Annotated in this window: 13 protein-coding genes; all 13 read right to left on the bottom strand. The window is 55.3% G+C overall.

Going from position 1 to position 16,203, the window contains the following annotated elements; all coding sequences use genetic code 11:
* Positions 1 to 121 precede the first annotated feature (121 nt).
* Entirely contained in the window at positions 122 to 1,486 is a 1,365-nt protein-coding gene (locus HGA34_00140) for an adenylosuccinate synthetase (GenBank protein NTW21938.1), read from the bottom strand.
* Between the two features lie 31 nt (positions 1,487 to 1,517).
* Positions 1,518 to 2,462 carry a hypothetical protein gene (locus HGA34_00135; protein ID NTW21937.1) on the bottom strand — a complete coding sequence of 315 codons (945 nt, stop codon included), beginning with the start codon at positions 2,460 to 2,462 and terminating at the stop codon, positions 1,518 to 1,520.
* A gap of 63 nt (positions 2,463 to 2,525) precedes the next feature.
* Positions 2,526 to 4,007 carry a hypothetical protein gene (locus HGA34_00130; GenBank protein NTW21936.1) on the bottom strand — a complete coding sequence of 494 codons (1,482 nt, stop codon included), beginning with the start codon at positions 4,005 to 4,007 and terminating at the stop codon, positions 2,526 to 2,528.
* 24 nt (positions 4,008 to 4,031) lie between these two features.
* On the bottom strand, positions 4,032 to 4,997 hold the full coding sequence (locus HGA34_00125; GenBank protein ID NTW21935.1) for a serine/threonine protein kinase: 966 nt from the start codon (positions 4,995 to 4,997) through the stop codon (positions 4,032 to 4,034).
* Positions 4,998 to 5,021: 24 nt separating this feature from the next.
* Entirely contained in the window at positions 5,022 to 5,648 is a 627-nt protein-coding gene (locus HGA34_00120) for an AAA family ATPase (GenBank protein ID NTW21934.1), read from the bottom strand.
* A 149-nt stretch (positions 5,649 to 5,797) separates the two neighbouring features.
* Positions 5,798 to 8,308: an NAD(+) synthase gene (nadE, locus tag HGA34_00115; protein NTW21933.1), complete on the bottom strand. Its 2,511-nt coding sequence runs from the start codon at positions 8,306 to 8,308 to the stop codon at positions 5,798 to 5,800.
* Positions 8,309 to 8,413: 105 nt separating this feature from the next.
* Positions 8,414 to 9,325, bottom strand: a complete 912-nt coding sequence (locus tag HGA34_00110; GenBank protein NTW21932.1) for a hypothetical protein — start codon at positions 9,323 to 9,325, stop codon at positions 8,414 to 8,416.
* A 30-nt stretch (positions 9,326 to 9,355) separates the two neighbouring features.
* Entirely contained in the window at positions 9,356 to 10,330 is a 975-nt protein-coding gene (locus HGA34_00105; protein ID NTW21931.1) for a ribose-phosphate pyrophosphokinase, read from the bottom strand.
* 22 nt (positions 10,331 to 10,352) lie between these two features.
* Positions 10,353 to 11,168 (bottom strand): hypothetical protein, encoded by an 816-nt coding sequence (locus tag HGA34_00100; GenBank protein ID NTW21930.1) that lies wholly within the window; start codon positions 11,166 to 11,168, stop codon positions 10,353 to 10,355.
* A 134-nt stretch (positions 11,169 to 11,302) separates the two neighbouring features.
* Positions 11,303 to 12,859 carry a nicotinate phosphoribosyltransferase gene (pncB, locus tag HGA34_00095; GenBank protein NTW21929.1) on the bottom strand — a complete coding sequence of 519 codons (1,557 nt, stop codon included), beginning with the start codon at positions 12,857 to 12,859 and terminating at the stop codon, positions 11,303 to 11,305.
* A gap of 21 nt (positions 12,860 to 12,880) precedes the next feature.
* The gene (locus HGA34_00090; protein ID NTW21928.1) at positions 12,881 to 13,945 is read right to left on the bottom strand and encodes a hypothetical protein; all 1,065 of its coding nucleotides are present in this window, start codon (positions 13,943 to 13,945) and stop codon (positions 12,881 to 12,883) included.
* Positions 13,946 to 14,110: 165 nt separating this feature from the next.
* A complete protein-coding gene (locus tag HGA34_00085; GenBank protein ID NTW21927.1) occupies positions 14,111 to 14,836 on the bottom strand; it encodes an isochorismatase family protein in 726 nt (241 codons plus the stop codon).
* A 23-nt stretch (positions 14,837 to 14,859) separates the two neighbouring features.
* Complete coding sequence (locus tag HGA34_00080; protein NTW21926.1) at positions 14,860 to 15,951, bottom strand: NUDIX domain-containing protein; 1,092 nt, start codon at positions 15,949 to 15,951, stop codon at positions 14,860 to 14,862.
* Positions 15,952 to 16,203 lie beyond the last annotated feature (252 nt).

The raw sequence follows: 16,203 nt of genomic DNA, 5'->3' as shown, positions 1-16,203 counted from the left end.
TTTTTGAGCTTAGATTGGATATTTTTTCAAAGGACAGCGATTTTTGACTTTAACCTATTTACGGTAATTTGTCAACTTTCGCAAACCTTCTCGGAATACCAACTTTTTACTCAAAAAATTGCTAAAATAAGCTATAAATTTCCTCCTTATCTTGAAGTGTCGGTCCGGATGAGACGATAGCGACAGGAACGCCGAGCGCTGTTTCCAAGCGCTGGACGTAGGCTTTTGGGTCCCTGATGGACAAGGTGCGGTATATGGGACGGCAATCATAGAGGATGCCGGACAATGCCGCCTGCTTCTCCGTGCTAGGATTAGCGTCTGCCTTAATCCTTTCTATCACTTTTCGCCCGCCGAATTGACGCCACTCGAAATCTTCATCGAGCGGCTGGTCGCCGGAATACTCATAACCGATGCAAAGCTTGACTACCCCGAAATCGCTGATGCGATCCAGGTTGGTCAGGGCTAGGCAATCGATTCCGCCCGAGGCTTCGATAGCGTAGCTTGCAGCTACGAGATCGAACCAGCCGACGCGGAAGCGTCCTTGCCAATCACCGAAGCTGTTGTGCCTGTCCGGAATCGCTTCAGCAAGAATGATATCCTCTGTCACGAATGGTCCGGCGCCGTGGCGGGTAGCATAAGCGCGGAGCACGCCGACTCTGATGATCTCATGGCCTGGCCAATGCTTGGTTGCCAAACGGACGGCTGCCCTGGGGCTGACGTCAGATTTTGCGACGTGCGGATGAAAACCGTAGGTGTTATCAAGAAGCATGCCTTGCGCTCCTTCGAATACCAGTGTGCCGCTTGTAGGCGGCTGATCGCTGATATTGAGCCGGGACGCGATTGAAGCGTAAGCCTCAAACACGTCTTCGACATAGCCAGGAGCGGCTAGCAAGTCAAACTCCTGGCGCAATGCTTGATTGCCGGTATGTTTGGCGAGCAGCTGCTCTGCTTGGTCGATCTTCAGGCGCCAGAGGAAATCGAGCTTGTGCCTCGCTTTTTCGCTGTCGTTGAGATCGCCGAGACGTAAGGCCATGTTGCCCAAGTAGCGGGCATCGCTTATGGTCTGTCCGACTCCCATGCCGCAGCTGCCGTGGCGGGCGTTGCCGCGCGCCAATTCCAGCATGCGGTTATGGTGTTTGTGGAACGGGGTCGCTACCAGGCACGAGGGACTGGCAATCAGCCGTTCCAGCGCGTCTGTGACCCCCTGCTCTGAAAGCGTGTCTGCTTCAGATAATAAGGAAATGGGGTTCACTACTGTCTGTTCTGACAGAAAGGTTTTGACGCCATGTTGGAAAGTCGCTGAACCGAATTGCGCGAAGCAATGGTGCAGCTGGTTCTGGAGCACGACGTTGTGGGCCGCCTGCGGTCCGCCGTTATAGCGAACGACGCATCCGGCTGAATGACGCTGTGCCATGTACTCCGTTATCGTTCCCTTGCCTTCGTCACCGAAACTTAGGCCGGTGACGACGATGATCTTATCAGCCATATCGCCACCTCCATTCTTTGTTGGTTGTTGTTCAGTCGAGCGTAATCCGACTGACCGTGTCTCGCGTCCGTTCTCCAAGTACTGCCAAGGTTTCCATGGCGCGTAAGAAAGCGTCAGTATCCTTGCAAAGTTCGTCAGAGAGCATGAATTCACGGTAGCCGATCTGACGCAGAAGCATCAGGTCAGCCAGATCGCTCAGGCTCGGCTCAGTACTCTTTCGGAGCGACTCGCAGAGACGCGAAGCGACGATGGCCTCCGACGTGGAATTGATGATAGATTGCAGAGCGGAGAAAATACGGAATTTATCCTGTCCGATATTGGCGTACAGGTCATCCCTGGCCGCCATCGGACGTACGATGTTTAGAGCGACATACTCGTTGAACTCCAGGGTTCCGATGTAGGCGAGACCTTTCAAGGATTCGATCTTGGCAATCATCTCAGCCTTGGAGTCGAGAGCAAACACATCCTCGATATCCTGACTGCCTTCGACGAAGGACAGCATGTAGCGGTGGATGCCAAGTTCTTTGGCTGCCTTGATGTAGGCTTTGTCTTCACGGGTCAGATAGCCGTCGATTTCCAGGTTTTCACCATGGATATTGACGGACTGGCCGCGACCGAGGGCGCTGGGCGGGTCCGGTTCGACGAAGATACGGTTGCCCCGAACTTCGACGATGTCTGAATATTGCCCGCCGCGGAACTCGATCCTGGCGGGCAGGTCGACTTTGACCTTGTGGCTCAGGATGATATCTCCGTAGGTGGGCACGGCCCACTGCATGATGCGCAGCTGGCGGCCCTTGAGATCGATCCAGAGCGGCTTGCCGCCCATGGCAGCAAGCAGGCGCTCCAATGTCTCTTTCGGGCCATACGGCGTGCGCATGCCAACGTTGAATCGAGCTTCCTCGACCAACGGATGTTCGGCCACCGCTTTGAGCCTGTCGGCTTGATGGGGCGGCGGCAGGGTGGCGATTATTTTCATGTAGCCTCCTCGATGGAAAAGTTGGCGGACGGGCACGGATTCCGTGCCCGTCCGTTTGGACGGTTAAATCCTGGTGGTGCGGTTCCGGCGGTTTGCCGGACCGCTGCGGTCAGGCAGTGCCGAAGCGTCGATCTTGGCGACCGGGGCCGATGCGCTGGCTAGCTTGCTCAAGGCAGTTGAAACTACGGTGATGCGCTCTTCATCCTGTCCTCGGGCCTCCATATCAGCCATATACTTGCGCAGATCGGCTGAGCCGGATTTCAGGGCCATGGCGCCGAGCATCAGGTCGACACCGGCACGAGGGTCATCAATGATCATGACATGCTCGTGCGGCAGAACCGATGCCCATTGGGCGATAATCGCCTGGTCATCGTAGGCGGCATAAACGGTATCATCTACCGGTCGCTGCCTCGGATCGTAGTCGAAGTCGAAGCACAGGACGTTGCTTTCAGGGCCGGTTGAACCAGCTTTGGTCTTGCCTTCGAAAAATTCGACGTCGCCGTTAACTACCTTCTGCACCTTGAACGGTACTGCGTTGTAATTACCGCTGTGATAGGCGTAGTTCTGTACGACAACGCGGTAGCGTCCGGCCGGAGCTGTACCCCTGACCCAGACAGTGTTTTCTACCGGCTTGGTCGTATAGGGTGGGTTGGCATTCTTATCGACATCCAGTTCACCTCCGCAGCGCGACCGTTTGTGACCGTAGTATATCTCCTCGCCGCTCGGCGGGGTAACGCGCAGATCAAGGTCGTCCTGGGTTGGCCAAATAAGCGAAAATCCCATCTCGACATCGTCGACGCGGCCACCGAACTGGCGGACACGTTTGGCGATTTCCTCGTCGATGCCGGCTTTGCGCTCGGCCCAGGCCTTGCGGGTGTAGATGAAGAACACGTGGTACTTCTCCTGCAGGGCGTCGAAGACCATCTTCGAATCCATGATGTAGTCGATGTCGTCGCCAAACAGCTCCTTCAGCTGCTTGGGGTCGAGATGCTCGTAAAAGCGCTCGTCGCCGAAGATGAAACAGAAGCCTTTCTCGCCACGCTTGTTAGCGTCGAGTTCCGACCTGGTGGCGTAGAAGTATGCCGCCAGCTCGTAAGATTCCTGACCGGAGCCGCCGCCGCCTTTCTCAATGATGAATTCTTCCATGGCGACGTCGAGACGGTTGTCAGCTTCGAACTGCGAGACCTGGAGCGGAAACCGGTCCTTGTCGGTCATATCGCCGACAACGGCCAGGCTCAGCACCGGATGAGGCACGTAATTCTGGAGATACATCTGGCCGATGAACATCGGCAGCTTCTGCCACAAGAAGAGGAAATCCTCCCCCCGGGACAGCGTGCCGTCCTGGATGACCACGATCGGCGTGGTGTTGGGGTGATCAGCCGAATCGCGGGCTTCGCGTTTCTTGACCCCATGAGGGTTCAGTATCGGGCTGATGGTCGTGCGCGTCGTGCGCTGGTTGCCGGTTCCAGTACTGCGCTGGAACGCTTCGGTTCTGGTCGAACGGGTCCTTGAAGCAACATCGTCGTCGTAAAAGTCGTCTCCCACGTGACACCTCCATGTCGGTTAAGCTCAGACTTCGAGCGGCGTGAATTCATGCTCGCCCCAGATTTCCTGGCGGAGCGGTTTCAATAGCTGGTGCATCACCCAGGCGTCTTGCGCCCGAGCTAGCGGGTCTTCCAGGATCATCAGCTTGATCAGTTTCTGGAACCTCTCGTCGACTGCGCCCGGCATCTCACCGGTTGCGATGTTGCCGCCTAACAGGGCGACCATGCTCTTGCCGATGGAATACAGGTCAGCGGACGGATGAGGCTTGGCGCCGTCCCGTATTTCGGGAGCGCTATAGCCGATCTCGTTGAACACCCGGTAACGGTCGCCGGTCTGCAGCGGGTTGATGGCCGCGTAGCTCCAATCGACCAGGCAAAGGCCATGGTTCCTTGGGCGTATCATGATGTGTGCCGGCTCGATGTTGCAGTGGACGACTCCGCACGAATGCGCGAAGCCGGCTGCGCTCAACGTCCGCTGGAGGACCCAGCCGACGTGGTACGGGTCCATGCCCTTGGCGAATTTCGGACGATTCCTGACTTCCAGGATGTCTAATCCGTCAAAATACTTGAGCACCGAACCGTGGCATTCATCCTCGCCTCCTTGGCCGCCCGTTACGAAACGGTCGACCAAAACGGGCAGATGTTTCTGCTGGCTGCCGGGATGGACCTGGAGATACTCGAGCACCCGCAATTCGTTCTGCAGGAGATCGTTATCTGCCGGATCGTCCACGATCTTGATCACCACCCGTTCTTCTTCGCCGGCCTCGTCGGCCATGTAGGCGCCGAACAGCTGGGAATAGTCTCCCTCAGCCACCCGGCACACGACCTGATAGGCGCGGCGCAGCGTCTCGAAATGACGATCGCCGACTTGCCCGCCTTGACGCTTGCTCAAGGACTGGTCGAAAAAATTCTTGCCTTGGGCATACGGCGACTGGGCGCACAATTCGCGGATCTGCTTGACTGCTCCGTCCAACTCTTCATTAGCTGTCATACTTTCACCTCCCCCTTTTACGGTTTACAGGATAATTTCCGCCATCTCCTTCTGTTTTTTGCCATACGGTTGCCAGATCGGCCAAACACGCGTACCGAAAACTGTTTTTACCTGTTCATCGGTTACTGCATAAAGCCTGGTGTCGCGGTCGATGCGCCGGCTGAGACAAACCTCCAAAGAGACATCGAGATAGACGAAGAGTTTGCGCGCATCAAGATGTTTGACCATCTCGAAGACGAACAGGCCTTCGGCAATCAGGATTTTCGGAGGTTTTAGCGGCCTTTTCGCCGCTGTACGGCGGTTTGTCACCGTGTCATAAACCGGCGACTCGGCGTTTCGGCCAAGCATCAGGCTTCTGACGTGGGACGTGAACTCGCTGCCATGATAGGCTTGCGGATGATCATAGATGATCTTTCCGTCAAGCCTAGGCATCATCGGATCATCGGCATTACGCATATAATCGTCATACCTGATGGTCTCGATGTGGTAGCTCTTCATGAACGGATCCTTGGCCAGCGCCTCCGCCAGCGTGCTTTTGCCGGAACAAGTCGGTCCGGTTATGCAGACTACGAGCGGCAGCTGCTTGCCTAGGACGGTTGATGCGATCATTCTCGCGGCTTCGTAGACTTCCTGTGCGTACCATTCTTTCATGTCGTTTTCCTTTCTGTGATTTATTTTGTTTTCAACGAGCGTTTTATCATTTTATTTATCTGGCCGCATGCCTTGGCATCCGGACAGAATGGATGAAATGATGGTGCGGGGGCAGGCTTGTGGCCTTGCCCCGCGCACCGATTGCGACCCTACTCGAGGTAGAGGTCGTGTTCATAAATATAATCCGCAACTTGGGGGGAAACCAGGTCGTTTATCGCAAAGCCGTCCTTGAGACGATCCCGGATGAGTGTCCCGGACCCGAAGACGCCTTCGACCTCGATCAGCATGTGGTGCGGCGGCAGATCAGCCTTATCGGCTCCATAGCCCTTGCGAGTCAAGACCGCCCAATTCAGCGTTTCCCAGATCTGGGGTCCGCGATTCCAAGTGCGCTGGATTTCTGATTCGCCCTTGCTACCGCCGGCGATAATATCTTCACCGATGACATGCCAGATTTCCGACCCCGGATAAAGCTCTTTGTAGCGCCGATCCAAAAGATAGGTAGGCGTATATTCGCCGGTTTCAAAATCATGCAAATCCAACTTTATCCGTTCGCTTTCGGGGAATGCGAGCAGTGCCATAACGCGGCGGTGTTCTATCGGCACGATGTTGGCCGACGGCTTATCTGCCCTTGCTCCGCAAGGGACGATAACGATCTTGTCGAACATGGTCAGCATTCCGGCGATTTCCTGGTGATGCCTTCCCGGGGGATTAAAACTTCCCCCGAAGACGGCTATTTCCAGAGGCGCCGGAAAGACTTTCAACGCCAGGTCCCGCAGAGTGTGGTAGCGGGCTGTAAAATGGGCGCTCATCAGCGCCTCGCGAAGGTCGAAACCGAAGGCTCGCTTGGTTACGATCGGGATGGGTGGTGCCTGTACCCGCTTGCGGTAGGCGTCAAAGAACAACCGCCACGATTTTTCAAGATCGGAGAGGAAGTCCCGCACGTTGGGAAACAGCCGCTTGAGCGTTCCCGGTTCGAGCTTAAGCTCCTTTTCGAGCTTGCCGGCAACATACTTCTCTACGAATTTCTCCGGATTCCAGCGGAATTCAGTCATGGCGCGGACCATCTCGTCGTGGTAGCCGCGGACTTCGAGGTTGCCGTAGTCGAACGGGTCTTTCTGGTCCCGCTTCAATTCGGCCTTGGGCTTTATTTTGAAGCACGACTGCGGTATGATTTCCCTTTCGAAAACGACGCGGTTGAAGTAGTCTGCCAACTGGTAGACTTCCCGCTTGACTAGGTCACCGAAGGCGGCCAGATAGCCGGCGATGTCTCCGTACATTGTGCCGTAGCCGAAAGCGACTTCCACTTTGTTGCTGTTGCAGCTGAACAGGCCGCCGAGCTTCTGTGCCTCGGCTGCCAAGATCTCCATGCGCACACGCGCCTGGATATTCTCGTAGGTCAGCTCGTCCTTTTCCGGATCGCACCCGGTGGCTTTGGCGATGGCGTCGACCACGCCTTGGATAGGTACGACTTCGTAGTGCGTTCCCAGGTTGCGCGCAATTTCCGCCGCAATTGATTTGGTCTCGTCGCTATTGAAATCGGTCGGCAGGTTGTAGAGATAGACGTTTCTCGGGCCGAGGATGTCGACGTAGAAGGCAGCTGCCAAGGCTGAGTCGATGCCGCCGGACAAGCCGATGATCATCTTGCGCCTTTCTGGCGGCATGTTCCAGAGAAACTGCTTCACCCCATGGCGGAGCGCCTGATACAGCTGAGTAGTGTCATCCAGGATGATCGGTTCGATTGCCGGCATCTCCCAGGACAGGTCGAAGGTTTCGGTTCCGGCAAAGAAAGGCGGCACTTCGAGGGCGATGTCTCCGGCCTGATTATAGACTGTCGAGCTGCCATCGAAAATGACCAGGTTTTTCCCGTTATTCTGCACTCCGGTGTTGTTGACGTAGACGAAAGGAACCGGATTTTCGGTCAGAAGTTCCTTGACTACCGAGTGGCGCTTGCGGTTCTTCTGCCAGGTCCAGGGCGAAGCCGAGAGATTAATGATCAGCTCGGCCCCCATTTCGACCAGGATCTTGGTGGGGCTGAAAGGATAATCCTTGTCCCACATATCCTCGCATTCAATAATACCGGCAATGATGCTGCCGGTTGCCAACGGGATTTCTACCGTCTCGAACATGCTTTGGATAGTCATTGCACGATTGGCGCTGGCCTCGATCCGGTCGCGCAGTTTGCGCTTGCTGCAGAAATGGCGATCGTCGTCGAACATCCGGTAGTTCGGTTGCAGAGACTTTTCGCCCTGATACAGCCATTCTCCGTTCGCTGCGGCGAAGATGCCGTTGCTTTTAAGCATCCGTCCGTCCTCGCCCCAGGCTTGCGCGTGGGCGCTGATCGATCCGAAGATCGCCGTAATGGCCAGGTCCTTGGTTGCCAAGCGCAGGCGCTCGTTACAATTAAGGACGTCAAAGACGAAGGACTCATCTTCATAGGCATCACCGATCAGATAACCGGGGACGCACATCTCGGGAAAGATGATGATTTCGACTCCGTCCGCAGCCGCCTTCTTGATTTCCTCCTCCATGTAGACCGTGTTGAGATCGGGACGCCCCAATGTTACGGGCATCTGGCAGATTGCGACCTTGGCTTTCTTTTCGCTGTTCGGCATCGTACTCCTCCTTTTTTCTCGGTTGGATTTGATTGCGGATATATTCATTGTTGTAATGAACTGCTTCACCTAAGTCCCCGAAATGGCTTCGGAAGCTTGGGTGAAGCGGGCAGGAACGGATTCCTGCCCGTGTTTCGGATATCGATTACATAACTATTCGTGGAGCGCAGTGCAGACCTTCATCGGGTATTCCCGGCGGAGCGCTTCCATGGCGTCGGAGAAGATCGTGCCGTGATGGCCGATGCCGAACTCCGGATAGGGGTCGGTCGCCAGATTGACGAATGCCATCTTCTCGGCATCATCGCCCGCACGGAACCAGCGGGTCAGCATCTCCTTGTCGACCGGGAAATCTACCCTGATCGGCAGGATGTAGGCCGTAGTCCAGTTGATGCGCTTGGCCTTCAGGTGCGGCCTCTCCTCTTCTGCTGAAGTCTCATAGGTTCCGAGCAGAATCAATTCGCTGTCGGTCTCGGAGACTTCGCGCTGTCGGAGCTTGACTTTCACCGGCACCCTCGGGATGAACGGACGGTGGAAAAAATCCTGCTCGGCGCCAACTTGGGGCACGAGCACCAGATTCACTTCCTCCATTGCCTCCATCTGCAGGGTGGCAGTCGGAGTCTGGAAGTAGGGTCCGATCACCTCCTCGTTGCCACCGATCAGGGCGATCTTGCCTTTGCCCGGGTCGTATTTCCGATGGATCAGGACGAAGAAAGTGTTGCCTTCGCTGTCTGTAATCACCGGAATGATATCAGCTGCCAGAGAAGGTTTGCACCGCTGCAGCCGTCCGATGAACTCAATCTGGGCGACACAAGCCCCCTCGTTAAGCCGGTAAAAGCAGACGACGATCAGATCGCCATCCGAGCCGAATTTTCCCCAGCCATCGTAAGATGTCTGGACGAATTCAATAATCTCGTCATTCTGGCAGTCGTGGTGGCAAAGGTGGGTCCTTTCCTCAAGCATCGAGGCCGTGTCCAGGACCAGTTGCGGTTTCATTTCCGCGGCTTTCTCCTTGGTCACCTCAGTGACCTTGCCGCCGTTCCTGCCGAAAAACATCCGTCTTTCCATATGCTCTCCTTTCAAAACAGTTTTGTCGTGCTAGTTGTTGTTCAAGACTTTCTGGATGGTTCTGACGAATTCGCCTGAGACATCGCAGACCTGGAACCGGCCGGCGAGTGGGCTCTGGAGCTTGCTGATGTGGGCCACTTCTTGGGATATTGGATGGGTATTAGTCGTGATCACCTTCTTGATGGGTGAGTTGATCAGATGGCCGATGATGTTTGGGTGGTTCAAGGCGCAATGGCTCAGGACCGCATAGACGCCGGTAGCGCCATGCTCGATATAGGCATTGGCAGCATTGATGATGGTGGTGGCGCTCCGCGTCATGTCATCGTAAATGATGACGTTCTTGCCGCGGACATCGCCGATCACCGCCAGGACTTCTGTCTCATCGAATTCCCTGCCCTTGTCTATCAGCGCGAAGCTGGTCTGAAAGAGCTTGGCAAAAGTCGCTACCCAGGCCGGCCGCCCCAGATCCGCCGAAGCGAACATGAAGTTGTCCAGCTTGAGCTCGCTCATCGCGATGGTCAGCTGTTTCTCGGCGTAGAGCTCATACCGCTGGCAATCTCCCTCGAAGTAGTGTACCAAGCCGGAGACATGCAGATCCATCATCAGGAAAACATTGCCCATCCCGGAATTCGGGATGTTCGAGAGCTGGCGTGCGATGACCTTGGCCATCACGACCTCTCCCGGGTATTTGGCCCGTTCCATGGTCGAATAGCCGAGAAACGGGATGACGAAGATCCGCCTGACTGTTCCATAACCCGCGAGAGCGCTGCCGACCCGATAAAGCTCGTTGACCTGGTCATCCGTATGTGTACTGCCCACGAAAATAGCGGTCTTGCCGATGAGGTCGTCGCGGTTGGCCATGCCGATGCGGTAGTACTGTTCAACGCCGCCGAAATCCTTATGCTCGATGCTGCCGACTTCGAGGCCGAGCCTCATGGCGATAAGTTCAGCGAAATACAGCGATGCCTTGGTAGAAAAGATGACTACGTTTTCCAGATTCTTCATTGTCTCCTCCGATTTGGGGTGATCATTCGCCTCGTTCGATTTGCTGGGCCAAGGTGGTGCGTCTAGCCTGGAAGTCGATACCGCTCATAAAGCCGAGCGCTATCGAGTGCTCCGATGGTTCGATGATGAGCTGACGGATATTTTCCGCCTTGAAACCCTTGCCGTCTGCGTAGCCGTTGATCTGGTCGCGTGATTCCATCTCGATGGTGATCGTCTGCGGAGTCACCACATCGCAGGGATAGGGTCCGGTGGCGATACCGCCGATGAACCAGTTATTGGATTCGAGCGGCAGAACTGCCATGCTTCCCCGCGCTTTTAGCGCGTAGCCGGTGGTTCCTTGGGGCGTGGCGACGACGAGCCCGGTTCCGGAAACTTTGCGCTCCGGAAAGTGGCTCATCTCTCCCTTGATCTTGAAACTGATGAAATCCGAGACGTCGTGTCCGACAACCACATCGTTGAAAACGACGCTGTGCGTCCTTCCCCAATCACTGTGAACAAATGTGACGTTGAACAGCCTTAGCTTGAAGAGGGTCAGCTCTTCGAATGACTGCGGCAGCTCGGTGATGTCGCTGATCGGATTCAAGAGAAAGCCTAAGCGGCCGCAATTGATACCGACGATAGCCTTACCGCGCTGATACCTCTCGTGGGCGATGCGCATGAGGCCGCCATCTCCGGTCGCAACCAGATAAGCATTAGCCTTGCTTTCGTCCATCGTGGCCAGTCCGGCCGGGATCAGGAATTGCTCTACCCACTTCTTGACTTTGTCGCTCCTTTCCGAGCCGTTCCTTTGGGGGTCGTGGAAAATAGGATAATACACAATCTTGCCTTTGGTTTTCATGGGTCGCTCCTTTCTGTAATCGATATTCTTATTTCAAAGGTCGTCCTCCTTGCTGCAAATGCCGAATCGATCGGCAGCTCCAGTAAGGAGGCGGAGAGAACTGGTCTCTCCGCCGAAATGCTGACGCTTGGGCGTCAACTCAATATTTCAACAGGTACTTCGGTATCGCGCAGCGTTTGGATCTCCTGGTAGAGTTTTTCGCTGACCGCAACTTTGTAAGGCCGAGGGTTTTCTGTTCTCGACATGTCTTCGGGCATCCCTTGCAGCTGGCTGATAACCAGTTCCCGGCGGTCAGCAAGAGAAGCCGAGGGGCGGATTCTGGAGCCATTCCAGGCGCAGCGATGCAACGGTTCAACGCTGGTAGGCACCACGATGGCGCGCTTGGAGGGGTTGAACGGGTGGCGGCAATGCGTCTTTTCTCCGATTTGCGGCGAAGATTCTTCTTCGCCGGTCATCAGGTCGATGATCGGCTTGCCGTCGTGTCCGTAGAGCCGGTAAGGTATTTTGACTCCGGGTATAGTGTTCTTTTCCGGAACTTGGGAAAACTTCATCCGCGGGTCGCCATTGATCTTGCTCAGCTTGTAAACTCCGCCGAGCGCCGGCTGGTCGGCGCAAGTGACCAGGGCCGTACCGATGCCGTAGGCGTCGATGGCGTGCTTTTGCGTTTTGAACGACAGCAGCTTGCCTTCGTCCAGATCATTGCTGGCCACGATCTTGCAGCCAGCCAAGCATGGCACTTGGTCGAAAACTTCCCTGATCCTGGTTGAGAGGTAGGCCAAATCGCCCGAATCCAACCTGACGCCAAGCGCCTTGTAGCCGAAGCTGTTCAAGGCCCTAGCAACGAATGAAAAATTCGGTGCGCCGGATTTCAGCGTGTCGTATGTGTCAACCAGGGCGAGAAAGGTGTCGGGATAAGCCATGGCATACTGCGTAAAAGCGGCTAATTCTCCGCTATTCGTCTGCTGTCCCTCGCCCGCATAAATGGCGCGGAAGTATTCGACGCTTTCGACGAAATCGCGGATTTCGCCTTTCGCGTCGGGCATCATACGGTTCGGCAGCTGGGCAAGGCTGGTAAAGCTCATTACCCAGGAGTGGGCGTGAGTGCCCCTGACCTTGATGCCGTACCGCTGGCCAGCCAGGACGTTGCTCGTGCCATCGAAGCCGCCCATGTAGGCATACTTCGAGGCCCGCATCGCGTCCTGAGCCCGGCGGATACCGAATTCCAGGCATTCTTTGTCGAAACCGGCTGCCAAACGCAGGCGTGCTGCCTGAGTCGTGATGAGCGACGGGAAATTGACCATGTACAGGAATGCTGTCTCGACCAGCTGGGCGATGCCGAGGTGGCCGCTGGCACGAAGGAGGGGTACGCTGGGAAAAACCAGCTTGCCTTCGTCGATGGCGTCGACTCGGAGGTTCGAGCAGTCAAGCTTCTTGAGCCAGTCGAAGAATTCCGGCCGCCAATGAGGCATCACGCTCTTGAGATAGGCGATGTCATCATCGTCGAACTTGAATGCTTCGAGGTAGGTAATGACATCTTCCAGGCCGGCAAAGATAGTGAACTCGCCGCCGAAGGGGTGCTTGCGGAAAAAGAGGTCGAAGCTCGCTTCTTCCTCGTGCCGCCCGGCTAGCCAGTAGCCGTAAAGCATCGTCAGTTGATACAGGTCGGTAAGCAAAGCCTTTAACTGTGACATTATTCGTTCTCCTTTTCAGTGTTATAGTGGCAGGAATTTGTCGCAAAATCGCTCCGCAACATCGAGAATCTTGTCTTTTTCCTTGAGGCCATCGACGAGCGTTTGCGGGAAGACCGCAGTGCCGTTCTTGGCTCCAAGCAAGGCCCCGACGATTGAGGCATTGGTGTCGGTGTCGCCGCCGACCCGGATCGCGTTGATGACAGCCTGGAAGCTGTCGTGGTCCTTGAGGAAGCAGGCGTAAGTTAGCGGTAGCGAATTATAGACGTAGAATGGCTTGTCGCCGTAATAATCCGCCAAGAACGCAAGGTCTTTCAGGTGATGCTTTTCGCACATCAAGTTGATGATCCTTCTCGAAAGATCAGGCTCGGCGTCGATGTCGAAATCGAAATGCTCCCTTCTGGCCTCGACCTGCAGGCTCAGCATGATCGCGCGCTTGAAGAACTCCGTAATGAAGCCGTTGCCATTCCTCCAGTCGAAACAGAGCGATGCGAGACTGAATTGCATTATTCCCTGTTCGACACCCAACCTTGTCTTGTGAGTCATCTGTGCCAAATCGAATAATCCATCAGTGGTCCGGCTGGCCAAGGCTGCGGCCTTGACGTGCGGCTTAGGGCCTAGACCGTTCTTGAACGGCTGTTTCTGCAAGATGAACATCGCAGCCAACGGTGATATTTTCATCATCACGCCATTGCCGCTAGTCGGCATACCGGACTCGCGCCAGGACACGCCTGACTTGAGACGTTCTACTGCCGTCAACGTGCCTTTGCCCCAGCCAGAAACCCGATCATCCATGGCCTCGACATGACGTCGTGCCATGTCATCCATGTCGATCCTTCCGCAGGCGATCAAGGATTCGGCTACGACCAGCGACAATTGCGTATCATCGGTCGTCTCGCCGGCCTTGAGCTTACCGTCGTGGAACTTGTGTCCTGGCGGCGGATCCTGATAGTCAGCGAAGACTTCGTCCGGCATCGCCAATAGCTCAGCCGGGGTAAAAACCTTCTCGAACGGCATTCCGAGCGCATCGCCGATGGCGATTCCTAGGAACATCCCTATCACCCTGTCTCTCAATTCATGTTTCCCCATTGGTCATCCTCCCTTTCTCTGTTGAAATATGTTGATGTAAAGATCTTTTGCCTCGACACGATGTCGAGGCAAGAAAGCTGCGACCGATTCTTCCAATCGCAATTTTCTAAAATTGGGGTGGCGGACGCTTGCTTAGTGCAAGCGTCCGCCGATGCGACAATTCGATTACAGGATATCTGTCGACTGGATGACTTTGACGCCGCGTTCAGCGAACGACTTTCTGATGGCAGCTTGGCTGCCGTTCCAGTCAACCGGACGGGTGGCGTCCTCGATCACGTAGGCCATGAACCCCATTTTCACAGCGTCGAGGGCGCTCCAGCCGACGCAGAAATCCTCTGCCAGGCCGACAAAGAAACAGCGTTTGATGTCGTCGGCATGGAGGAGGGCAGCAAGCTTGGTTGCTTCACCGCCATTGTCGCGGAACGCACTATAGCTGTCGGCAAGCGGACTGGCTCCCTTGTTGATGATCGCCTTGAACTCAGATTCTTTGAAGGCTGGATGCAACCTGGCGGTAGGTGTGTCAGCGACGCCATGTTCGGGCCAGAGCCGCTGTTCGCCGACGACCGCAAGATATTGCAGCAGTTCAAAGACGTTGAACCGGGCGTTGCAGCTCAGGTAAGCGGCGTTCGTTTCGATCCATTGTCTGACGTCAGCTACTGCGATGACCGGGGTGTCCGTAAAGACGTAGGAACTGGCGAAGGAGACATGCCCCTTGGGGTGCCAGTCCTTGCTGGCGTATCTTCTCTTTTTGTCGAAGACATCCATGAGACGTCTGATGACCGGCACGATCAGGTGCCCGTCTCTTACTGCCAGTTCGCCGCAGGACATGAACGTGGGCTGCACGTCGATGGCCAGAAGCGCATCTTCATTTCCAATCGAAATCTTCTTCATCTTTTCCCTCCTCGTCGGATGTTTTACAGGCAATAACCTGCTTTCTGTACCATTTCGAGCTGCTGGAATGCCAAGCCTTGCTTTTTGACGTAGTCTTCGGGGTAGAAATCGACCTGCAACAGCTCGCTTGATTCCTTGATCAGCGGACGGAGCTCGCGCGGATGGACATCCAGGCGGAAGAGGAACGGCTGCGATGAGCCGCCTTGGTCTCCCGCCTTGCCCTTGTCCGGCGTCGAGAAGATGCCGAGCGACTTCATTTCGCACAAGACGTCGATGCCTTTGAGCATGACATGCGCCGGTTCCAAGCAACGATCAAGGATGACGAACTCGAAACCGGTCTCTTGCTTGACCTCTCTCAACGTCGTGTCGATCGGACTTTCGAACTGCCAGACACCGCCACCCGGTATGGCCAGGCACCCGGGGAAGTTGCGCTTCTCCGGACTGCGGTAGCCGCACATGATCCAGGTCTTGCCGCGATGCTCGGTGACGATAATCGCATCGACGGCTTGACGGCCAGGCACGAACCGCTTGCCTTGGTTGGCGAGCGCTTGCCTGATGCCGACGAATCCGCCGACGTTACCCATCAGCGCGACCGTGCCCGGTGCGGCGATTTCCAGAAACATCCGGTAATCTCCCCTGAGCACGGCATTGCGCAAATCGGTCGCGCGGTAGTTGTAGCGGTACTGCTCCGGCAGTTCAGCTTCGCAGTTGACCAGCTTGAGCCAATCCGGCAGCAAGCCTTTCTCGGTCAACGGACCGATGATGTCTTCGACATTGCCAGTACTGACCTGCTTGGCGCTGTAACGCTTGCAGATCGTCATGATCTTCTTCCACCAGGCTTCCCAGTTGTTGAAGTCCTCCAGATGGACGATCTTGATGCGCCGCATATCCACTCCGGCCTGCTTCAGGCTGTAAAGCAGCATCTTTTCCCGATAAATCGCGAGCAAAGGATGCCTTGGCGTACCGACTTCGTAGCAGCTCCCGAGCACGATGACCACCCGGTCATACATTGCTAGGAGCCCCAGAATCGCCTTGATGTGCCCTTTGTGGGGCGGGCTGAACCTGCCAATGAAAAGTATCGTTTCCAAGATTTTCTGCCTCATCAGTTTCGACATGTCGACCTCCTTCAAAATTTTGGCCAAAGTTAGATATTTTTTAATCGAATTATTCACGATGAAAAGAGCGCCCTTTTTATGCAAAAAGATTACAAACCATAGCATTTTCAACCATTTTTGTCAATTACTGGATGCCACTGTTTTACAACCACTTATTTGCTAATATTTGAAAAAATGACTTGTTCTATTACTGGCCTTGTTTCCCTGATTTATTGTAAATACTACACTAACTCACCTTAAAAAATATATCCT

The organism is Candidatus Falkowbacteria bacterium, assembly GCA_013336275.1.
GTDB lineage: Bacteria > Patescibacteriota > Patescibacteriia > Patescibacteriales > GWE2-39-37 > JAAXUA01.
Note: the sequence above shows the minus strand (reverse complement) of the source record. Positions and strands in the feature narration are given on the sequence as shown.